Annotated in this window: 21 protein-coding genes and 1 tRNA gene; 8 read left to right on the top strand and 14 right to left on the bottom strand. The window is 58.1% G+C overall.

From position 1 onward, the window contains the following. Positions 1-48: 48 nt before the first annotated feature. Genes EUU25_RS06005 through EUU25_RS05980 form a run of 6 tightly spaced genes read left to right on the top strand, consistent with a single transcriptional unit; the run spans position 49 to position 8,432 of the window. Positions 49-1,287, top strand: coding sequence for a TolC family protein (locus tag EUU25_RS06005; protein ID WP_158899201.1), 1,239 nt, complete (start codon positions 49-51; stop codon positions 1,285-1,287). Next, the gene (locus EUU25_RS06000) at positions 1,284-2,528 is read left to right on the top strand and encodes an efflux RND transporter periplasmic adaptor subunit (protein ID WP_158899199.1); all 1,245 of its coding nucleotides are present in this window, start codon (positions 1,284-1,286) and stop codon (positions 2,526-2,528) included. The genes EUU25_RS06005 and EUU25_RS06000 overlap by 4 nt, the downstream gene beginning before the upstream one ends. 14 nt (positions 2,529-2,542) lie before the next feature. Beyond that, on the top strand, positions 2,543-5,716 hold the full coding sequence (locus EUU25_RS05995; RefSeq protein WP_158899197.1) for an efflux RND transporter permease subunit: 3,174 nt from the start codon (positions 2,543-2,545) through the stop codon (positions 5,714-5,716). A 35-nt stretch (positions 5,717-5,751) separates the two neighbouring features. Then, on the top strand, positions 5,752-6,432 hold the full coding sequence (locus tag EUU25_RS05990) for a HupE/UreJ family protein (protein WP_246162978.1): 681 nt from the start codon (positions 5,752-5,754) through the stop codon (positions 6,430-6,432). 12 nt (positions 6,433-6,444) lie between these two features. After that, a complete protein-coding gene (locus EUU25_RS05985; RefSeq protein WP_158899195.1) occupies positions 6,445-7,089 on the top strand; it encodes a transmembrane anchor protein in 645 nt (214 codons plus the stop codon). Positions 7,090-7,100: 11 nt separating this feature from the next. After that, positions 7,101-8,432 (top strand): MFS transporter, encoded by a 1,332-nt coding sequence (locus EUU25_RS05980; protein WP_158899193.1) that lies wholly within the window; start codon positions 7,101-7,103, stop codon positions 8,430-8,432. Between the two features lie 294 nt (positions 8,433-8,726). Here the strand turns inward: EUU25_RS05980 and EUU25_RS05975 are convergent. The 7 genes from EUU25_RS05975 to rpsD all read right to left on the bottom strand — a co-directional run bounded on the left by EUU25_RS05975 (position 8,727) and on the right by rpsD (position 14,557). Further along, positions 8,727-8,802: transfer RNA gene (locus tag EUU25_RS05975), tRNA-Lys, on the bottom strand. Positions 8,803-8,852: 50 nt separating this feature from the next. Beyond that, entirely contained in the window at positions 8,853-9,374 is a 522-nt protein-coding gene (gene folK / locus EUU25_RS05970) for a 2-amino-4-hydroxy-6-hydroxymethyldihydropteridine diphosphokinase (RefSeq protein WP_158899191.1), read from the bottom strand. Then, the gene (aguB, locus tag EUU25_RS05965) at positions 9,361-10,230 is read right to left on the bottom strand and encodes an N-carbamoylputrescine amidase (RefSeq protein ID WP_158899189.1); all 870 of its coding nucleotides are present in this window, start codon (positions 10,228-10,230) and stop codon (positions 9,361-9,363) included. The genes folK and aguB overlap by 14 nt, the downstream gene beginning before the upstream one ends. Positions 10,231-10,236: 6 nt before the next feature. Further along, positions 10,237-11,100: a class I SAM-dependent methyltransferase gene (locus EUU25_RS05960; RefSeq protein ID WP_158899187.1), complete on the bottom strand. Its 864-nt coding sequence runs from the start codon at positions 11,098-11,100 to the stop codon at positions 10,237-10,239. A 64-nt stretch (positions 11,101-11,164) separates the two neighbouring features. Then, positions 11,165-12,145: an agmatine deiminase family protein gene (locus EUU25_RS05955; protein WP_158899185.1), complete on the bottom strand. Its 981-nt coding sequence runs from the start codon at positions 12,143-12,145 to the stop codon at positions 11,165-11,167. 6 nt (positions 12,146-12,151) lie between these two features. Continuing rightward, positions 12,152-13,831, bottom strand: a complete 1,680-nt coding sequence (locus tag EUU25_RS05950; protein WP_158899183.1) for a M28 family metallopeptidase — start codon at positions 13,829-13,831, stop codon at positions 12,152-12,154. Positions 13,832-13,942: 111 nt separating this feature from the next. Next, positions 13,943-14,557 (bottom strand): 30S ribosomal protein S4, encoded by a 615-nt coding sequence (rpsD, locus tag EUU25_RS05945; RefSeq protein WP_158899181.1) that lies wholly within the window; start codon positions 14,555-14,557, stop codon positions 13,943-13,945. 179 nt (positions 14,558-14,736) lie between these two features. On the opposite strand from rpsD, the gene EUU25_RS05940 reads away from it, so the two are divergent. Further along, positions 14,737-15,054 carry a chorismate mutase gene (locus tag EUU25_RS05940; protein WP_158899179.1) on the top strand — a complete coding sequence of 106 codons (318 nt, stop codon included), beginning with the start codon at positions 14,737-14,739 and terminating at the stop codon, positions 15,052-15,054. A 39-nt stretch (positions 15,055-15,093) separates the two neighbouring features. Here EUU25_RS05940 and EUU25_RS05935 read toward each other — a convergent pair whose 3' ends face one another. From EUU25_RS05935 to rpiB, 6 genes are all read right to left on the bottom strand, one after another. Beyond that, positions 15,094-15,339 (bottom strand): hypothetical protein, encoded by a 246-nt coding sequence (locus EUU25_RS05935; RefSeq protein ID WP_158899177.1) that lies wholly within the window; start codon positions 15,337-15,339, stop codon positions 15,094-15,096. A 65-nt stretch (positions 15,340-15,404) separates the two neighbouring features. Beyond that, complete coding sequence (locus tag EUU25_RS05930; protein ID WP_158899175.1) at positions 15,405-16,127, bottom strand: RNA methyltransferase; 723 nt, start codon at positions 16,125-16,127, stop codon at positions 15,405-15,407. Beyond that, positions 16,124-16,585 (bottom strand): transcriptional regulator NrdR, encoded by a 462-nt coding sequence (gene nrdR, locus EUU25_RS05925; RefSeq protein ID WP_158899173.1) that lies wholly within the window; start codon positions 16,583-16,585, stop codon positions 16,124-16,126. The genes EUU25_RS05930 and nrdR overlap by 4 nt, the downstream gene beginning before the upstream one ends. Beyond that, positions 16,586-16,936 (bottom strand): zinc ribbon domain-containing protein, encoded by a 351-nt coding sequence (locus tag EUU25_RS05920; protein ID WP_158899171.1) that lies wholly within the window; start codon positions 16,934-16,936, stop codon positions 16,586-16,588. A gap of 47 nt (positions 16,937-16,983) precedes the next feature. Continuing rightward, positions 16,984-18,297, bottom strand: coding sequence for a serine hydroxymethyltransferase (gene glyA, locus EUU25_RS05915; RefSeq protein ID WP_158899169.1), 1,314 nt, complete (start codon positions 18,295-18,297; stop codon positions 16,984-16,986). After that, on the bottom strand, positions 18,294-18,746 hold the full coding sequence (gene rpiB, locus EUU25_RS05910) for a ribose 5-phosphate isomerase B (RefSeq protein ID WP_187351296.1): 453 nt from the start codon (positions 18,744-18,746) through the stop codon (positions 18,294-18,296). Before rpiB ends, glyA begins: the two co-directional genes overlap by 4 nt. Positions 18,747-18,815: 69 nt before the next feature. Here rpiB and EUU25_RS05905 point away from each other — a divergent pair, with 69 nt between their 5' ends. Further along, positions 18,816-19,067 (top strand): hypothetical protein, encoded by a 252-nt coding sequence (locus EUU25_RS05905; protein WP_246162935.1) that lies wholly within the window; start codon positions 18,816-18,818, stop codon positions 19,065-19,067. 18 nt (positions 19,068-19,085) lie between these two features. Here EUU25_RS05905 and EUU25_RS05900 read toward each other — a convergent pair whose 3' ends face one another. Continuing rightward, complete coding sequence (locus EUU25_RS05900; protein WP_143775205.1) at positions 19,086-19,742, bottom strand: alpha/beta hydrolase; 657 nt, start codon at positions 19,740-19,742, stop codon at positions 19,086-19,088. Positions 19,743-19,835 lie beyond the last annotated feature (93 nt).

The raw sequence follows: 19,835 nt of genomic DNA, 5'->3' as shown, positions 1-19,835 counted from the left end.
GGCCTCGCGCCCGGCCCTTGAATGCGTCCACGGTTCAGGAGTTTTAATATGTTTCCCAAATTGCGCACCGCCTTGCTGGCGGCGGCGCTGGCCTGTCCGGCTACGGCTACGTTCGCGGAGCCGATCACGCTGGATGATGCCATTGCCAAAGCCGTAGAAGCGGCTCCCTCTATTCGCGCCAACGAGGCGGCGATCGCCGCTGCGCGTGCTGGCCGTGTCCAAGCGGGCGTTCGGCCCAATCCTACAGTAACCGTTGAAGGCGAGAACTTCGTCGGCAGTGGACCCTATAATGTCTTCGGCCAAGCCGAGATAACGGGAACCTATAGCCAAACCATCGAACGCGGTGGCAAGCGCGATGCACGATTGGCTTTTGCTGACCGTGACATCGGTGTTGCCGAGGCATCGTCGCGCGTAGGTCGGCTCGAGCTTGTTAGCGCCGTCCAGCGTGCGTTTCTCAATGTCGTAATCGCTGGCTATGTCGTCGAGATCGCGGAAACACGATTGGGTGTCGAAATCGAGATGCAGCGGGAGGCGCTGCGCCGTGTGCGCGGATATAAAGATCCGCTATTTGTTGAAACCAGCGCGTCGGCGCGGGTTACGCAGGCGCAGCTTAATCTTACCGAAGCGCGCGCGCGGCACGTTGCGGCGCGTGACGGGCTTGCCGCTTATTGGGGCGGAAGCGGCATGGACATCGAAACCGAGGGCGAAGTGATGTCGGGCATCCCGGCAGCGCGGCAACTGGCAGAGGCCGATGTCGCGCTTGCACAGGCCGAGGCTGAACGCGCTTTGGCGGCGGTAACGCTCGAACAGACGCGCGTCCGCCAGGATTATACACTGAGTGGGGGCGCACGCTTTTTGCGTGGCACCAATGACGTAGCGCTGGTTGCGGGCGTCACAATCCCATTGGGACGCTTTGACCGCAATCAAGGAAATATCGCGAGGGCACAGGCTGAAAAATTGCGGATCGAGCTGACCGCAGAGGCACAAAGACTCGACCGGCTTCGCCGCCTTGCCAGCCTTGGGGCTGAAGCAGACGCCGCGCGAGCGCGCGCTGATGCCATCGTCGTTGAGGTCTATCCACAGACCACCAAGGCACTCCGGCAGGTGCGCGAAGGCTATGCGCGCGGCGGCTTCACGTTCCGCGACATGCAAGGTGCCGCCGATGCCATCATCCAAGCGCAGGCCGAATGGCTCAATGCCGTGACGCGCTACCGTGACCTTCAAACTGAAATAGACCGGCTGACCGGGCGCTTTGACGCCGCAGCTGACAAGGGGATCAATCCATGAAACAGTATCTGCACATTCGCATGGCTGCGGCCTTGTTGTTCATCGTCCCGCTTGCTGCCTGCGGCGGCGAGGCTGAAAAACCGGCTGAAGGTGAAGGCACGTCCGCATCCGAATATGAAAAAGGGCCGCACAACGGTCGGATGTTGCGCGACGGCGATTTCGCGATTGAAGTCACTATTTTTGAAGATGGCCAACCGCCGCAATACCGGATGTATCCGACACGCGGCAACAAACCGGTCGACCCTTCAACCGTCAATCTTGCGGTGACGCTGACGCGGCTGGGCGGTCAGATCGACCGTTTTGCCTTCAAGGCAGAGAAGGACTTTCTGGCAGGCGACGGCGTGGTGACCGAACCGCACAGTTTTGATGTACAGGTCGTCGCGACCGAGAACGGCAAGCGCCATGTCTGGAAGTTTGCAAACCCCGAAGGTCGAACCAAAATTACTGCCGCTGCCGCCAAAGAAGGCGGAATAGAGATTGAAACCGTCGGGCCCGTCACCATTAGCGAAACGCGCGAGGTGCAAGGGATCGTGCAACTGGCAACGACGGCACGGTCCGAAGTGCGCGGCCAGTTCCCCGGACGCGTGGTCCAAGTCACAAAGGCGGTTGGCGACTATGTCCGCAAAGGCCAGCTACTGGCGCGCATCGAGTCGAGCGAGTCGCTACAAATCTATCCGGTTTATGCGCCAGTCAGCGGTGTGATCGCAGAACGAACGGCAAATGTCGGCAATGTCACATTCGACCAGCCGCTTTATGTCATTACTGACCCAGGACAGACGACCGTGGTGTTTAACGTCTTTCCGCGCGATCTTTCAACGATCCGGCCTGGCCAAAAGGTCGTTATCGAAACAATTGATGGGCAGCCGGTCGCAGAAGCCACGCTCGGCGGCTATCTGCCCGAAGGTAATGCAGCGGCAGGAACCGCATTGATGCGCGCTTCGCTGCCGAACCGGGACGGCAAATGGCGACCCGGTATGGCATTGCAGGGCCGCGTCACCGTGAGTGCTTTCACTGTGCCGCTTGCAGTTCGCACCGAGGCTTTGCAGCGGTTCCGCGACTTCACCGTGGTCTTCGCCAATTTCGGCGACGATTACGAGGTGCGGATGCTTGAGCTGGGCCGCAAGACTCCCGAATGGACCGAGGTACTTTCCGGTATCAAGCCGGGCACGCGCTATGCTGCCAAGGGAGCCTTTCTCATTCGCGCCGACATTGAAAAGTCGGGCGCGAGCCACGACCATTGATCGGAAACCAGACTATGCTCGCCCGTATCATCGGATTTTCAATCCGCCAGCGTTGGCTGGTGCTTGGCATTGTCGCCTTGCTCATCGCGCTTGGCGGGTGGAGCGCCACCCGCCTTCCAATCGACGCCGTCCCTGACATCACCAATGTGCAGGTGCAAATCAACACCGAAGCTGAAGGATTTTCGCCGCTCGAAGCCGAGCAGAGGATCACTTACCCAATTGAAACCGCAATCGCGGGCGTGCCGAAGCTGAGCTACACCCGCTCGGTTTCGCGATACGGATTGAGCCAGGTTACCGTTATCTTCGAGGACGGCACCGATCTTTATTTTGCGCGTCAGCTCGTCAACGAGCGTTTGCAGGCCGCGAAATCGCAATTGCCACCGGGCATTGAACCGCAAATGGGGCCGACAGCCACCGGGCTTGGCGAGATTTTCATGTATTCAGTCACTGCGAAACCGGGGGCAAGCAAGCCCGATGGCTCCGCTTGGACACCAACCGATTTGCGTACGCTTCATGACTGGGTAGTGCGGCCGCAAATGCGCAATGTCCCCGGCGTTGCCGAGGTCAACACGGTCGGCGGCTATACCAAGCAATATCACGTCACACCGAACCCGGCGCAGCTGGCGACGCTCAAGCTGTCGCTCACCGATGTCGTCAACGCGCTTGAGGCGAACAACGCAAACGCTGGCGCCGGCTATGTCGAACGGGCTGGCGAACAGGTTTTGATCCGGCTGCCTGGCAGAGCTGAAAACGAGAGCGACTTGTCGCAGATCGTCGTTGCCAAGCGAGGCGGAATTCCCATTCGAATCGGCGACATTGCAGAAGTCGTTATCGGGTCTGAACTCAGGACCGGTGCGGCGACCGAGAACGGCAAGGAAATTGTCCTCGGCACGATCTTCATGTTGACCGGAAGCAACCCGCGTATCGTTGCGCAGGCAGCTGCCGAACGGCTGCAGGCGGTCAATAAATCGCTGCCGTCCGGTGTTGTCGCGCAGCCGCTTTATGATCGCACCGAGCTGGTTGAGCGGACGATTAGCACGGTCGAAAAGAACCTTGCCGAAGGCGCATTGCTGGTCATTGTTATCCTGTTCCTACTTCTAGGCAATGTCCGGGCGGCATTGATCACTGCGGCGGTTATCCCTGTGGCGATGTTGATGACGCTCACGGGCATGGCAGCGGGGCGCGTGTCGGCGAATTTGATGAGCCTTGGCGCACTTGATTTTGGACTGATCGTCGACGGCGCAGTGATTATTGTTGAAAACTGCCTGCGCCGCTTGGGCGAGGCGCAGCACCGTATGGGACGCCTGCTTACCCGGGACGAGCGGTTCGGTCTGGTTGCCACGGCAAGCAGCGAAGTCATTCGTCCGTCGATATTCGGGGTAATCATCATCACGGTTGTCTACCTGCCGATATTCGCGCTGTCCGGGATTGAAGGCAAAACCTTCCATCCGATGGCGATTACGGTGATGCTGGCGTTGACCGCAGCGATGATCCTCTCGCTTACCTTCGTGCCCGCCGCGATTGCGATGTTTGTGACCGGCAAAGTCGAGGAGAAGGACAACCGGGTGATGGCATGGTCGCGCGCGCGCTATGCCAGCATATTGGATCGCACCTATATGCGCGGGAAGTTGCTGATTGGCTTGGCGCTCGGACTGGTTGCGATCAGCGCTTATGGCGCAACGCGGCTGGGGTCAGAGTTTATCCCCAATCTCGATGAAGGCGACATTGCCATGCACGCATTGCGTATTCCGGGCACCAGCCTGGGGCAAGCCGTGCAGATGCAGGAAGTGCTTGAAAAGCGGATCAGCAAATTTCCCGAAGTCGAGCGGGTTTTTGCCAAAATCGGGACAGCCGATGTTGCCACCGATCCGGTGCCGCCTTCGGTCGCGGATAACTTCATCATGCTGAAAGACCGCAAGGACTGGCCCGATCCGCGCAAACCGCGAACACAGCTCGTGGCGGAACTGAACGCGGCGGTGCAGCAAATTCCGGGCAACAATTATGAGTTCACGCAGCCGGTGCAGATGCGGCTAAATGAGTTGATTGCGGGCGTTCGCGCCGACGTTGCGGTCAAGCTGTTCGGCGAGGATCTTGACGAATTACTGGCCTCTGGCGGTGAAATCGAAAATATCGTCTCGTCGATTCCGGGCGCCGAAGATGTCAAATTGGAACAGGTCACAGGCCTGCCAGTACTTTCGGTAACACCTCGAAGGGCGATGCTGGCACGATATGGCATCAATATCAGCGATGTTCAGGATGCGGTTTCGACTGCAACCGGCGGGCGTAATGCGGGTGAAGTGTTCGAGGGTGACCGCCGTTTTGCAGTCGTCGTCCGATTGCCAGAGGAGGCGCGCACAAATCTCGATTTGCTCGGTAGTCTGCCGATCCCGCGCACCGGTGATGGTGGCACTGAATTCGTACCGTTGTCAGAGATTGCAGATATCGAACTGTCGGTCGGTCCCAACCAGATCAGCCGGGAGAACGGCAAACGCCGGGCGGTGATTACAGCAAATGTTCGCGGGCGCGACCTGGGATCGTTCATCACCGAATTGCGTTCCAAGGTCGAAAGCGATGTCGCGCTGCCAGAGGGCTATTATGTCCAATATGGCGGCACGTTCGAGCAACTCCAGTCGGCTGCGACGCGGCTTCAGATTGTCGTTCCACTGGCGTTGGTTCTGATCTTCGGATTGCTGTTCATGCTGTTCGGATCGACGCGTGATGCAGCAATTGTGTTCTCGGGCGTGCCGCTGGCACTGACCGGCGGTGTGGCTGCTCTGGCGCTGCGAGATTTTCCGATGTCGATTTCTGCAGGCATCGGATTCATAGCTCTGTCAGGCGTCGCCGTTCTCAACGGTGTGGTCATGCTGTCATTCATCAAGGACTTGCGAGAACGCGGCATGGCGCTCGATGAGGCTATCCGCGAAGGCGCGCTGACCCGGTTGCGACCGGTGCTGATGACCGCCTTGGTCGCCTCGCTTGGCTTTGTGCCAATGGCGCTCAACGTGGGTGCCGGTTCTGAAGTTCAGCGTCCATTGGCTACCGTCGTGATCGGGGGCATCATTTCCTCGACTATCCTGACGCTGATCGTGCTGCCCGCGCTCTACCGGCTGATCCATGGCCGGGAAGAGCGCCCCGCTGACGACATAACAACCACCCCATCGCCCCGTCTGGCGCAAGGAACCGCATGATGAATTTAATGTCCGGCAAGAAAGCTTATCACCCAATGGTCTGGGTCCTTCTGACCATATTGCTGTTCCTCGCAACGGGCATTGCCGATGCTTATGCCCACGGCGTTGCCGAGGGTGATCAGGGCTATGTGCAGGAGGTAACCGGTGTGCAATTCATGCCCTTCATGTATCTGGGCGCGAAGCATATGGTGACCGGGTACGACCATCTGCTGTTTCTGTTCGGCGTCATCTTCTTCCTTTACCGGATGAAGGACATTGGCCTGTATGTAACACTCTTCGCCGTCGGCCACTCGACTACGATGCTGTTCGGCGTGCTCACCGGGATCAGCGCTAACGCCTACATCATCGACGCGATCATCGGCCTGTCTGTAGTCTACAAGGCGCTCGATAATCTTGGAGCCTACCGCCGCTGGTTCGGTGTGCAGCCCAATACAAAGGTCGCAACTCTGGTCTTCGGTCTCTTCCACGGCTTCGGGCTTGCAACCAAGATCCAGGAATTCGAGATGTCGAAAGACGGCTTGCTGCCCAATCTCATCGCCTTCAACATCGGGGTCGAGATCGGCCAGTTGCTGGCCTTGTTTGCCATCCTGATCCTCATGGGCTTTTGGCGCAAAACCCAAGGTTTTGCGCGTTATGCCTTCGCCGCCAACGTCCTGCTAATGACAGCAGGGTTTGTTCTGGTCGGCTATCAACTCACCGGCCTAGCCATCGCTTAAGGAGAACTTTCCATGTTCAATTCACAATTGCCAAACATGTCCGACCTGCCGACATCGCGCCAGCTTATAGGTTCTACTCTTGTCGCCATCGCAGGCGCAGCTGCGATTCTGGTCACGGTTGTCCTGCCATCCGAATATGGTATCGACCCGACCGGTGCAGGAAGCGCCTTCGGCCTCACTGAAATGGGCGAGATCAAGGTTCAATTGGCGCAGGAGGCAGCAGCCGACCGGGTCAGCGAACCCAGTAAGGCTTCCGATGAAGCCGTTGCCAGCGGGGCGCCGACTGTAGGCCAGGAAAATGCTCCTGCCCAAGCCGATGCCCAGTCACCTAATACCGCAGGCCGCAGCGACCAGACAGAGGTTGTTTTGAAACCGGGGCAGGGCGCCGAAGTCAAGGTCGCTGCTGCCAAAGGCGTGCGGATCGGATTTAACTGGTCGGTGCGTGGCGGTGTAGTCAATTATGATACCCATGCCGATGCTCCCGGTATCTCTTATCATGGATATGGCAAAGGCAAGCAGTCCGGGGGTGAAACCGGAACACTTGTTGCCGCCTTTAACGGAAAGCATGGCTGGTTCTGGCGCAACCGGACAGAAAATACGGTGACCATCATTCTGAAAACCACCGGTGATTACACCGATGTCAAGCGCGTCGTTTGAACGGCTAAACAATGCTAACAGTGCTCGCCAATCGAACCTACCGGAACCTGCTCGCTGCGCAGGTGATCGCGCTTGTCGGAACCGGGTTAGCGACGGTCGCACTGGGCCTGCTGGCCTATGACATAGCGGGTGCGGATGCAGGCGCAGTCCTTGGCACGGCCCTGGCAATCAAGATGATCGCCTATATCGGTATCGGTCCCATCGTCGGTGCCTATGCCGATCGCCTGCCTCGCCGCGCGTTTCTAGTGACAATGGATATGATCCGCGCCGGCGTTGCCCTGTTGCTGCCCTTCGTTGATCAAATATGGCAGGTCTATGTGCTGATCTTCGCACTGCAATCCGCCTCTGCTGCCTTCACCCCTACTTTTCAGGCGACCATCCCCGATGTGCTTCCAGACGAGGCGGAATATACGCGCGCGCTGTCGCTTTCTCGGCTCGCTTATGATCTCGAAAGCCTGCTCAGCCCTATGCTGGCAGCGGCGTTGCTCAGTGTGATCAGCTTCCACTGGCTATTCGGCGGCACCGCAATCGGCTTTGTCGGCTCGGCACTAATGGTGCTGTCGGTAACGCTGCCACGGTCGCCCGCCAAACCTCGCGAGGGCGGCATTTACGCGCGCACCACACGCGGGATGCGTATCTACCTCAAAACCCCTCGCTTGCGCGGGTTGCTCGCGGTCAATCTCGCAGCCGCGGCGGCGAGTGCGATGGTCATCGTCAACACCGTCGTGATCGTACGTGACACGTTCGGCTTAGGGCAACGCGAAGTGGCTCTGTCGCTCGCGGCCTATGGCGGCGGCTCGATGCTAGCCGCGCTGGCCTTGCCGCGCCTGCTCGATCGGATCGAAGGCCGCACTGTGATGCTCGGCGGCGCGGTCGTCTTGACAGCGGCGCTCGCTGCTCTGGGCCTTGCATCTGGAGGCATGTCGGTAGCATTTTGGCCCTTTCTGCTCGCAGGCTGGTTCGTAATGGGTATGGCCTATGCGGCTCCCTTAACGCCATCAGGGCTGTTACTCCGACGCTCAGCTCACGCAGAAGATCGGCCCGCCGTTTTCGCAGCGCAATTCGCACTCAGTCATGCTTGTTGGTTGATCGCCTATCCGCTGGCTGGACAGATCGGCGCGCGGTTCGGCCAGCAGTTAGCATTCTACTCATTGGCAGGGCTCGCGCTTTCTGGTGTCGCAGCTGCCCTCTGGCTGTGGCCCACGCGAGATCCAAAGGAGATAGAGCATGAACATCCCGAACTTCCAGATGATCACCCTCATCATAGTGTTCACCGCGCAGGCCAATCCAGTCACGCACATGATTATATGATCGATGATCTGCATCATAAATGGCCGCGCTAATCCGGGGTCATTGGAGGAATACTGACGGCACGCCCAGGTTGAAATCAGCAATTCATTGAGCCCCAATGGCACATAGCCGAGCCAACGACCGGGATTCGCATTCAGATACCTGAGTGATTCTGCCTTGGTCTAACCTTCATCAGGACGAAGAAAGGGAGATTGGAGAAATCCAGCGCACCTATCGTTCGAGCGTATTTTACTTCCCAATGTTACCTAGAATGTTACCTAGAGCAGGCTTTAAGGGAGCGTCTCCCGATAGCCAATCAACTAAATACCTAATATACCACAATAATATGGTGAGCCCTGCTGGGTTCGAACCAGCGACCTACTGATTAAAAGTCAGTTGCTCTACCGACTGAGCTAAGGGCCCGGACCAAAACCGGGGTGCCGGTTTGAACGAGAGCGCTCCCCCTAATGGCGCTAGAGTGCGGGGTCAAGCCGCTTTGGACGGTTAAATCGTGTTTGTAGCTGCCTAATTGTCAGGCCGGTGACCGGGTCGCGCCAGTCAGGTGCGATCATGGCGGCTGGCGTGAGGACAAAATTGCGGGTGCGGAGCGCTGGATGGGGTATCGACAGATGTGGCTGGCTCTCCGCCCATATGCCTTCAGACCAGAGGAGAATGTCGAGATCGAGCGTCCGGGCCTGCCACGGCTGGCCACGGCGTGTCCGGCTGAAATGCGCCTCTATATCCTGCAGCCGCTGGAGAAGGGCAGGCGGGGTGAGGGTCGTTGCCAGAACGGCTGCGGCATTCGCATATTGCCGCCGCGATGGGCCCACAGGCGCGCTGGATATCACTGCCGACTGCGCGAAGACGTCTATGTCGTCCATTTCGAGCGCGGCAATGGCCTGATCTAGTATCTGGTGCGGGCGGCCTACCAAGGGGAGCGATTGGTTCGATCCCAAGCCGATGAGGTAGAGATAGGTCAGACTAGATATCCTCAACCAAACGGCCGTAAAGCTGCGGTCGGCGATCACGGAAAAAGCCCATGCTTGCACGGTGCGCGCGGGCTTGATCCAGATCGAATGTGGCAATCAATATCCCGGTTTCGGTATCGTCGAGATCGGAAACGACATCGCCCCATTCGTTTGCGATAAAGCTGGTGCCGTAGAATTTCTGCGGCCCATGGCCATGGTCATCTTCACTGCCGACACGGTTGGCGGCGATAACCGGCATGCAATTGCTGACCGCATGACCGACCATGGCGCGGCGCCACATATGCCGCGTGTCGAGCGTTGCGTCCTGCGGCTCAGCCCCGATCGCGGTGGGGTAAAACAGCATCTCCGCGCCCATCAGAGCCATTGCCCGCGCGCATTCGGGATACCACTGGTCCCAACAGATGCCTACGCCGATGCGGGTGCCGAACACGTCCCAGACCTTGAATCCGCTATTGCCGGGCCGGAAATAATATTTTTCCTGATAACCGGGGCCGTCGGGAATGTGGCTTTTGCGATAGGTGCCGAGAATTTCGCCCTCGGCATCAATCATTGCCATCGTGTTGTAAAAATGCGCGCCATCACGTTCGAAAAAGCTGGTGGGGATGGCGACGCCCAATTGCTTTGCAAGTTTTGCCATCGCCTGGACCGACGGGTGTTCCAACGTCGGGCGGGCAAGGGCGAAGTGGTGTTCTTCCTGCGTCTTGCAGAAATAGGGGCCGGAGAAGAGCTCCGGCGGGAGTATGATCTGCGCGCCATGTCCCGCTGCCTGACTTACGAGGTCGGACACGGCTTCGATATTTGTCGCCTCATCCCCGGCAAGGGGGAGTTGCAAGGCCGCAACGGTAATTGAGCGCGCAGTCATTGGACGTTAGGGCCGCTTTTTGAACAAGAGCGTCATACGGTCGGATTCGCCGATGGCTTCATATTTTGCCTTGTCGGTTTCACCCTTGGCAAGGCGCGGGGGCAGGGTCCACACGCCGTCGGGCCAATTGGCTTCGTCCTTGGGATTGGCGTTGATTTCGCTTTTCCCAACCAGTTCAAAGCCGTTCACTTCCATGAACTTGATAACGTCGGCTTCACGAAGATATCCGTTCTTGCCATCGGCATAGCTATAAGGCGCGTCGGCCTTGGCGCGGTGCTGTTCAATGCCGAGAAGGCCGTCGTCCTTAAGCAGGTCGCGCATTGCCTTGATTTCGGCGTCGGCAATGTTCCAGCGTTGCATATTGTGCAGCATGCGCATGACAATGATGCGGTCGAATGTGCCTTTCGCGCCATCAGGAATCTCGCTCAAGGAAAAGGCGCTGAAGTCGGTTGCTGGCCGACCGGAAACAGCGGCAACATCAGCAGGGAATTTTGCAATCCCGGCCTTGATGCCTTCTTTTGCGGTGTCGCTGAAATGGGTCTTGGTGCCGAAGAAGAGTCCGACATATTTGCCCTTGTCGTCAACGTAACGGCCCAAAATGCGCGACACCCATTCGCCACCGGGGGCGTATTCGCCGATCACATGATCGGGGTGAAGGCGGAAGAAGTCGAATGTTTCTGCCGGATGGCGGTATTTGTCGCGCTTGGAATCTTCAGCACGCGACGGGTCGGTCAAGATTTTCGCCAAACGCTCCTGATGCGCCTTGTGCATCTTGTCATGCTCGGCCTTACTCATGCCCTTATGGTCGTCGGCATAGGATGGGACAGTCAGCGCGGTTGCGGCGAGTGCGAATAGAAGGGATTTTTTCATGGGGGATTCCTCTCTGTTTAACTGCGGTTGTATATGGGTCGAAAGGGATCAAAAGCCAATACAGCTAAATTGGCACCTGCTGGCTGGAACAATGGAAGCTGCCGCCGCCTGTGAGGACGGCATCGGCGGGTAGGCCCACGATTCTATGGGCCGGGAACAGGCTTTGCAACTCTGTCAGAGCCGCATCATCATGGCGACTGCCGTAGGTGGGAACGACCACCACGCTATTGCCGATATAGAAGTTCATATAGCTGGCCGGGACGGTTTCCCCATATTGTTCGAACCGCCCGACCGAAGGCAGGGGGGTCACTTGGCACCCGAAGTCCTCCGCCGCTTTGCGCGCGGCGACGTATACGTCGCTGTTCGGGTCGTCCGCATCGCGTGCTTCAGGGATTACCAGATGGTTCGGCCCCACGAAACGCGCGAGATTGTCGACATGCCCGTCGGTATGATCGTTGGCGAGGCCATCGCCGAGCCATAGAAGTTGTTCGATTCCAAGGTCGCTGCGCAAACGTGCTTCGATTTGCGCCTTGCCCAGTTCCGGGTTGCGGTTGGGGTTCAGCAGGCAGTCGACCGTAGTCACAGCGCGGCCTTCGCCATCGACATCGATGGAGCCGCCTTCCAATACCCAATCGCATGGCGTTACAGTCAGGCCAGCCGCCTGCGCCAGCGTCTTGCCGATATCCTGATCGCCATCAAAATTGAACCGGTTGCCCCAGCCGTTAAAGCCGAAATCGCGTGCGATCCGTCCATTGCCTTCACCGACAATGATGCAGCCTGTGTCGCGTAGCCACACATCGCCGATATGGCGTTCCTCAACGATCACGCCCGGCGCGGCGAGGTCGCGGGCGACTTTTGCCGCATCGGCATTGCCCGCGATCAGATACACCGTCTCACCCTTGCCGCCGTCGTGGACGGCATTGGCAAAGGCCGCAATCTGCTTCTGGGCGGCAGCAAAGGGTTCTTCCCAATGGCCCCAAAAGCTGGGGAAGCCTATCCAGACACGCTCATGCGGTGCCCATTCGGCCGGCATTCTCAACGTCATGGGACTTTATTTCCCGTCGCGGCTTTTGTCACGGATGGCGCGGAATTCGTCGCCGTCATTCCAATTGGGCCAGGCATCGGTCATCGCCAGCATCCGGCCTACGCGATAATAAAGGCGAAGATCGGCCATCACACCGGACCAGTCCCATGCCTCGTCATATTCGTCGCCGGGTGCGTGGTAACGGTTCTTCTCATAATCCTCGGCAGCCGCCTTGGCCGCTTCCTTGCCGCCAGTGACAAGATCATCTCCGCCTTCAAAATAGACCATCGGCACACCCAATTTGGCGAAGCTGAAATGGTCCGAGCGGTAATAGAAACCTTTTTCGGGGGTCGGCTCCATTTCGGGGGTGCGTCCCTCGGCCTTGGCGGCGGCGTTCAGATAGTCGTCAAGTTGCGATTTGCCTTTGCCAATGACGGTCAGATTCTTCGCAGGGCCTGCCATGGAGAAGGCGTCCATGTTGACGCCGCCGACGGTCTGGCTCAGCGGAAAGACCGGGTTTTCGGCATAAAATTTGGAACCAAGCAGACCTGATTCCTCTGCGGTGACCGCAAGGAACACGACGCTGCGGTCCGGTGCGCCAGCTTTCTTGAAGCCTTCAGCCAACGCAACGAGAGCAGCTGTGCCGGTCGCGTTGTCGACGGCGCCGTTGCAGATGTCGTCACCATCGGCTGCCGCGGTGCAGCGGCCCAGATGGTCCCAATGTGCGGTGTAGAGGACATATTCTTCAGGCCGTTTTGCGCCTTTCAGGACGCCGACAACATTCTTGCTCGCCTTACGCGCAATGTCATTGTCAAAGCTCAACGACGCCGTCAGGCCCAAAGGCACAGCCTTGAAGCCTTTCTTTTTTGCGGCCGCCATCTGCTTGTCCAGATCCTGTCCGGCGGCGGCGAAGATTTCCTTCGCGACATCTTTCTGGATCCAGCCATTGGCGGCTGTCTGGCTGGCACCGGCGTCTTTGGACTGGGCCAGAAACTGCGTTCCGGTCCAGCTCGAATTGACGACATTCCAGCCATAAGCGGCGGGCGCATCGTCATGGATAATGAGCGCGGCAGCGGCGCCCTGCCGTGCGGCTTCCTCAAATTTATAGGTCCAGCGGCCATAATAGGTCATCGCCTTTCCGCCGAAGTCGCCTGTGAGATCGGCGGCATCGAAATCGGGGTCGTTGACCATGATCACTACGGTTTTGCCTTTGACGTCCAGGCCTTCATAATCGTTCCAGCCCTTTTCCGGGGCGACGATGCCATGGCCGACGAATATCATTTCGCTCTGGTCAATCTTGGTCTTGGGCGTTTCGCGATAGCTGCCGACGACAAATTCGCTGCCATAGGCAAAGGACATGGCCTTGCCGCTCTTGTCCGCGATGCTGAGGGCGGACACATTTTTCGCGGTGATCTCGACCAGAGGGACATCCTGCGTCCAACTGCCGTTGTTCCCGGGCTCCAGCCCTGCTTTTTTGAAGCGGTCGATCAGATAGGCAACGGTCTTTTCCTCACCCACCGAACCCGGCGCACGACCTTCATAGCTGTCGAGCGACAATTCCTTCACGACGTCCTTCATGGTCTGTTCGGACAGTTCCGGAACCGATACTTCAGGTAATGCGGATGCCTTGACCGCCTCGTCGTCCATCTGTTTGCAGGCTGTGGACAGCATTAAAGCGGATGCAACCGCAAGCGTCAGAATTCGCATTAAAAAACTCCTGGATTTCGCGTTCGCTTCTCTTTTGCCAGACGCAGCGTATATCCCCAAACAAAAAAGGCGGCCCCGAAGGACCGCCCCTTTGTTGGCTAAAAACCAGAATTAGCGCGAATAGAATTCGACGACCAGATTCGGTTCCATCTTTACAGGATAAGGTACTTCGTCGAGCGTCGGTACGCGTGCGAACGTCACCTTGTCGTTGCCTTCGACAGCAACATATTCCGGAATGTCACGCTCGGCGAGGCCTTGAGCTTCGATGACCAGTGCCATTTCCTTCGCCTTGTTGCCGAGGCTGATGATGCTGCCTACGTCAACCTGACGGCTGGCGATGTTGCACTTCACGCCGTTGACACGGATGTGGCCGTGGCTGACGAGCTGGCGGGCGGCGAAGATCGTCGGTGCGAACTTGGCGCGGTATACGATCATGTCCAGACGACGCTCCAGCAGACCAATCAGGTTCTGCGAGGTATCGCCCTTCATGCGGTTGGCTTCCTGATAAGCGCGCTTGAACTGCTTTTCAGTGATGTCGCCATAATAGCCCTTCAGCTTCTGCTTGGCGCGCAGCTGGATACCATAATCGGACAGCTTTCCCTTGCGGCGCTGACCGTGCTGGCCGGGGCCATATTCACGCTTGTTGACAGGTGATTTAGGACGACCCCAGATATTTTCACCCATCCGGCGGTCAAGTTTATACTTCGAGCTTGTACGCTTCGACATTTACAGTCTCCAATTTGCTAACAACGATGTTCCCGGTACCGCGCGACACATGCTAGATGGGCCGGACACCTGCTTCACCGGGATGCAGGGTCAATTGCGAAGGCGGGCCTATGGCCGCAAAGAGCCCAATTGTCAACATCACGCTCGACTTTATTGCCGCAGCTTTCTAAGGCGCGGCCATGTCCGAGATCGAACCGAGCGTAGACCCGCAAAATTGCCGCAACATGACCGAAGTCCGGGCCGGAGTCGACGCCGTCGACCGCGCTCTGGTTGAGCTGCTTGTCCGGCGCTTTGGCTATATGGACGCGGCGGCACGTATCAAGACCGAACGCTCCGCTGTCCGTGACGAAGCGCGCAAGGCGCAAGTGTTGGCCAACGTAAAGGCGGCAGCAGCGGCGAGCGCGATACCGGTCGATATTGTTGAGCAGCTTTGGGACCAGCTGGTCGAAGCGTCCATCGCTTACGAATTCCAGCATTGGGACAATATTCGTAAGTAATGCCGGGGGTTTAACCCGGCATCCCTTATAATATGTAGCTTAGCGGCTGATGCTGCCCTGAGCGCCTTTCTGGCCGAGCTCCATGACGCTTTCGCTCTGTTCCCACTCTTCCTTGGTCTTGCACTTGCGTTTGCCGATGCGGCTGCCGGTCAAGTCGACATTTTTGCAGATTTTCTTGGGCTTTGATTTCGCCACTTCGGTGGGTGCCGGACCGTCTGCGGCAGGGGCGGCATCGCTTGCGCCCGAGGCGAGCAGCAGGATGGACACAAGTGCGTAAGTAAACATGTAGGGGGTCTCCAGTAATCGATTAAGCCATGACCTTATCGAAGCGGTGCCCGACCGCCAAGCGGCTATTTCTCCGTTCGTCGATTTCGCGACAATGTTGTCAAAACGCCACGCAATGTCCGGACTTCCAGGGCGTTCCATGCCGGTTTGGTCAACAAGTTCCGCAAAGTCCGGCGCGTAACAGGCGCGCGATCTTCCGGGCGGAAATAGCCAAGCGGATCGAGCATATCGTCCAGTTGCTGGATCAGGCCATCGAGTTCGAATTGCGACGCGGGCGGGTCCAGATCGGTTTTGGGCGGACTCGCAAGATCTTGCGTCTTCGACCATTCATAAGCGCACAGGATCACCGCCTGCGCCAGATTGAGCGAACCGAATTCAGGATTGATTGGGACTGTGATGATCGCGCGGGCTACGGTGACCTCGTCGCTTTCGAGGCCTGACCGCTCTGCGCCGAACAGGATCGCGCTGCGGCCCGCATTGCCGAGCACTTCGCGTGCTGCCGCTTCGGGCGTGATAACAGGCTTGGTCACACCGCGTTTGCGGACTGTGGTGGCGTATATATGGCTGATGTCGGCGGTAGCATCGGCAACTGAATCGTAAACCTGCGCATTGGCGAGCACGATGTCGGCGCCCGAAGCGGCCGGTCCGGCGGAAGGGTTTGGCCAGCCGTCGCGCGGCGCCACAAGCCGCATTTCAGTGAGCCCGAAGTTGAGCATGGCACGCGCAGCCTTGCCGATATTCTCGCCCAGTTGCGGGCGGACGAGGATGATAATGGGCGGCGCGCTCATTTCTTCGCCGCTTCAACCACGCTCCCGGCGAAATCTTCAAAATCCTTGGCCTCGCTGAAATCCTTATAGACCGAAGCGAAGCGGATATAGGCGACGCTATCGAGCGCTTTCAGGCCCGCCATCACAAATTCACCGATGCGCTTGGACTCGATTTCGCTTTCGCCCAGGGTTTCCAATTGGCGTTGTATGCCCGAAGCCAGCTTTTCGATCTGGCTCGCATCGACGGGACGCTTGCGACAGGCGACCGATAACGAGCGTTCCAGCTTTTCCCGTTCAAAAGGTTCGCGTTTGCCCTCGGACTTGACGACGGTTAGCTCGCGCAGCTGGATGCGCTCAAAGGTCGTAAACCGGCCGCCGCACGCCTCGCACTGGCGACGGCGACGGATGGCGCTATTGTCTTCCGTCGGCCGGCTGTCTTTGACCTGGCTGTCGTCATGTCCGCAAAATGGGCAACGCATCTATTTCTGGTTTTCCTGATTTTTCTTTTTATTCACATGGCGGTAGGCGACAATCCCTGCACCGATCAATGCACCTGTGGCAAGACCGATAGGCGCGATAACCGCTGCAGCTGCGCCGATGGCAGCACCGCCCGCGACTTTTTTCACCGTGTCCTGATCGGCGAGATGCTTGCCGGTATGGAATGCGTCCTTGGTCGCACCCCATAATTCGTCCGCAGCCTCACCAACATAATGTTTGGCCTGGTTCGGAATGCTTTCCGCCGCACGTTGTTCAGGCGTTTTTGCCCCGCAATGTGGACAAAATTTCGCACCGTCCTGATATTCGCCGTCACACTCGTTACAATATCCCATGGTCAATTTCCCTTCTGTGTATTAGATGGGTAAGTCACCTATATAGTTCAAGAGGGATAGATTGGGAAGCGCTTGCACATGGCTTCTGCTTCTGCCTTCACCCGTGCTTCGATCTGGCCGTCACCGGCTTCACCATTTTTGCGCAGACCTTCGACGACGTCGGCGATCATCCTGCCGATTTCGCGGAATTCGGCCGGACCGAAGCCACGCGTCGTTCCCGCTGGCGTGCCGAGACGCAGGCCGGAGGTGAGGGTTGCCTTTTCTGTGTCGAACGGAATGTTGTTCTTGTTGCAGGTGATCGACGCGCGGTCGAGCGCATGCTCGGCATGTTTGCCCTTGGCTTCCTTGGGACGCAGGTCGACGAGCATCGAGTGGTTGTCGGTTCCGCCCGATACGATGTCGAGGCCCTGTTCCTGCAAGCTTGCCGCGAGCGCCTTGGCATTTTCCACAACGCTTGCGGCGTAGGTTTTGAACTCGGGCTTCATTGCTTCGGCAAAGCAGACAGCCTTGGCGGCGATCACATGCATCAGCGGTCCGCCCTGAAGCCCCGGGAAAATTGCCGAATTCAGCTTCTTGGCCAATGCTTCGTCATTGGACAGGATCACACCCGAGCGTGGTCCACGAAGCGACTTGTGCGTGGTCGTGGTGACGATATGCGCATGCGGAATGGGCGAGGGGTGCGCGCCACCAGCGACAAGACCCGAAATATGCGACATGTCGACCAGCAGAATTGCACCGATTTCATCGGCGATGGCGCGGAAACCGGCCCAGTCCCATATCCGGGAATAGGCGGTGCCGCCTGCGATGATCAGCTTGGGTTTGTTTTCGCGGGCAATGCGGGCGACCTCGTCCATATCGATGATCTGGTCTTCGCGGCGCACGCCATAGGGGATGGGGTTGAACCATTTGCCCGATTGGTTGACCGGCGAACCATGGGTCAGGTGACCGCCGGCTGCGAGGTCGAGGCCCATGAAGCTGTCGCCCGGGTTCAGCAGCGCGAGGAAAACCGCCTGATTCATCTGGCTGCCGCTGTTGGGCTGCACATTGGCGAAATTGCAACCGAACAGCTTTTTGGCGCGTTCGATGGCGATTGTCTCGATCTCGTCGACATATTCGCAGCCGCCATAATAGCGTTTGCCGGGATAGCCTTCGGCATATTTGTTGGTCAGTATGGAACCCGTCGCCTCCAGAACAGCGCGCGAGGTGATGTTTTCCGATGCGATTAGCTCGATCTTGTCCTGCTGACGTTCCAGTTCCTTGCCAATCCAGCCCGAAATTTCGGGATCTGCCTCGGCTAGGCCACGGGTGAAAAAGCCGTCGGGCTGTACATTGCTCAGATCATTTGCGGGATGGCTGCTCATGCTGATTCCTTCGCATTTTGCGGGTTGGACAATTTATCGACGCGGCGCTGGTGACGGTCACCACCAAATTCCGTTGTAAGAAAGCGGTCGACGCAAGCTTTCGCCATTTCGATGCCGATCAGGCGTGCGCCCATGGCAATCACATTTGCGTCATTATGTTCGCGGGCGAGTTGCGCCGACAGCGGTTCGGATACGAGCGCAGCGCGTGCGGCGGGGTTGCGGTTGACGGCAATCGAAATACCGATGCCTGACCCGCATAAGGCAATGCCGCGCTCGGCATCGCCATCGGCGATCGCAGCGGCAAGTTTATACCCATAATCGGGATAATCGACCGAGCTTTCGTCGTGCGGACCAAGGTCGGTGATGTCATGGCCTTGTTGGCGCATATAGTCGACCAGCGCGGATTTCAGCGCGAGGGCGGCATGGTCGGAGGCAATGGCGATACGCATGGGCATATCCTTCGCGGGCGTGGGGACTCGTCAATGGCGTCCCTCTAAGCGAGGGGCAGCTAAAACGCTATGGCGAATTTGCCCGATTGTGCAGCTTTTCCACGGGCTTTATGGGGGGATATGCTCAACGCCATTCTATCGCTCGCCATGATTGCCGCCTTTTTGCTCCTTTTCGGGGCGTGGAGGCGTTGGCGGCGCGACGGTTTAAGCCAGCAAATGTGGCTTATGATAGCGGCTGCGCTGGTGATATTTGCCAATATCGCAATCTGGGTCGTGCCCGATGAAAAGGGCAACAGTCTGGTGACCGGCGAAGTGAAATAGCACTTCGCCCGTCCAACATCACTTAATGGGTGAATTGGGGTCCAGACGGAAATCCAGATAATTGTTCACCGACGCCATCAGCATATCCATTTCATTTTCATAGAAATGGTTGGCGCGGGGAATTTCGTCATGATGGATCGTAATGTGGCGCTGGGTCCGCAATTTATCGACCAGCTTCTGCACCGCATTGGGGTTCACGACTTCATCCTGCGCGCCCTGAATGATGATACCCGAAGACGGGCAAGGGGCGAGGAAGCTGAAATCATACATGTTCGACGGCGGTGAGACCGAGATGAAGCCACGGATTTCGGGGCGGCGCATCAGCAATTGCATGCCGATCCATGCGCCGAAGCTGAACCCTGCGATCCATGTGGTCGATGCTTCGGGATGGAAGCTTTGCACCCAGTCGAGCGCCGATGCCGCGTCGGACAATTCGCCGATGCCATTGTCAAATTCGCCTTCGCTGCGGCCGACGCCGCGGAAGTTGAAGCGCAATACGGCAAAGCCGCGCGCCACAAAGGTCTTGTACAAGGCCTGTGTGATGCGGTCATTCATCGTGCCGCCTGCCTGCGGATGCGGGTGCAGAATCATCGCAACCGGTGCACGTGGGCGTGGCGGGGGCGAAAAACGGGCTTCGAGACGGCCTTCGGGACCTGGAATAGCAATGGCAGGCATCTATTTTTTCGATTCTATATTTAAGTGCCGCGCAGCAACCGATTGTTCGGGCTTTGCAGGAAGTCGAAGCGCTATATAGAAGCAGTCACGATT

The sequence above is a fragment of the Sphingorhabdus lacus genome (assembly GCF_009768975.1).
Taxonomy (GTDB): domain Bacteria; phylum Pseudomonadota; class Alphaproteobacteria; order Sphingomonadales; family Sphingomonadaceae; genus Sphingorhabdus_B; species Sphingorhabdus_B lacus.
This window is presented reverse-complemented; position numbering and strand designations above follow the sequence as displayed.

Coding starts and splice junctions, on each gene's coding strand:
- EUU25_RS06005 (WP_158899201.1), top strand. CDS start 49: ATGTTTCCCAAATTGCGCACCGCCTTGCTGGCGGCGGCGCTGGCCTGT.
- EUU25_RS06000 (WP_158899199.1), top strand. CDS start 1,284: ATGAAACAGTATCTGCACATTCGCATGGCTGCGGCCTTGTTGTTCATC.
- EUU25_RS05995 (WP_158899197.1), top strand. CDS start 2,543: ATGCTCGCCCGTATCATCGGATTTTCAATCCGCCAGCGTTGGCTGGTG.
- EUU25_RS05990 (WP_246162978.1), top strand. CDS start 5,752: ATGGTCTGGGTCCTTCTGACCATATTGCTGTTCCTCGCAACGGGCATT.
- EUU25_RS05985 (WP_158899195.1), top strand. CDS start 6,445: ATGTTCAATTCACAATTGCCAAACATGTCCGACCTGCCGACATCGCGC.
- EUU25_RS05980 (WP_158899193.1), top strand. CDS start 7,101: ATGCTAACAGTGCTCGCCAATCGAACCTACCGGAACCTGCTCGCTGCG.
- aguB (WP_158899189.1), bottom strand. CDS start 10,230: ATGACTGCGCGCTCAATTACCGTTGCGGCCTTGCAACTCCCCCTTGCC.
- EUU25_RS05960 (WP_158899187.1), bottom strand. CDS start 11,100: ATGAAAAAATCCCTTCTATTCGCACTCGCCGCAACCGCGCTGACTGTC.
- EUU25_RS05955 (WP_158899185.1), bottom strand. CDS start 12,145: ATGACGTTGAGAATGCCGGCCGAATGGGCACCGCATGAGCGTGTCTGG.
- EUU25_RS05950 (WP_158899183.1), bottom strand. CDS start 13,831: ATGCGAATTCTGACGCTTGCGGTTGCATCCGCTTTAATGCTGTCCACA.
- rpsD (WP_158899181.1), bottom strand. CDS start 14,557: ATGTCGAAGCGTACAAGCTCGAAGTATAAACTTGACCGCCGGATGGGT.
- EUU25_RS05940 (WP_158899179.1), top strand. CDS start 14,737: ATGTCCGAGATCGAACCGAGCGTAGACCCGCAAAATTGCCGCAACATG.
- EUU25_RS05935 (WP_158899177.1), bottom strand. CDS start 15,339: ATGTTTACTTACGCACTTGTGTCCATCCTGCTGCTCGCCTCGGGCGCA.
- EUU25_RS05930 (WP_158899175.1), bottom strand. CDS start 16,127: ATGAGCGCGCCGCCCATTATCATCCTCGTCCGCCCGCAACTGGGCGAG.
- nrdR (WP_158899173.1), bottom strand. CDS start 16,585: ATGCGTTGCCCATTTTGCGGACATGACGACAGCCAGGTCAAAGACAGC.
- EUU25_RS05920 (WP_158899171.1), bottom strand. CDS start 16,936: ATGGGATATTGTAACGAGTGTGACGGCGAATATCAGGACGGTGCGAAA.
- glyA (WP_158899169.1), bottom strand. CDS start 18,297: ATGAGCAGCCATCCCGCAAATGATCTGAGCAATGTACAGCCCGACGGC.
- rpiB (WP_187351296.1), bottom strand. CDS start 18,746: ATGCGTATCGCCATTGCCTCCGACCATGCCGCCCTCGCGCTGAAATCC.
- EUU25_RS05905 (WP_246162935.1), top strand. CDS start 18,816: ATGGCGAATTTGCCCGATTGTGCAGCTTTTCCACGGGCTTTATGGGGG.
- EUU25_RS05900 (WP_143775205.1), bottom strand. CDS start 19,742: ATGCCTGCCATTGCTATTCCAGGTCCCGAAGGCCGTCTCGAAGCCCGT.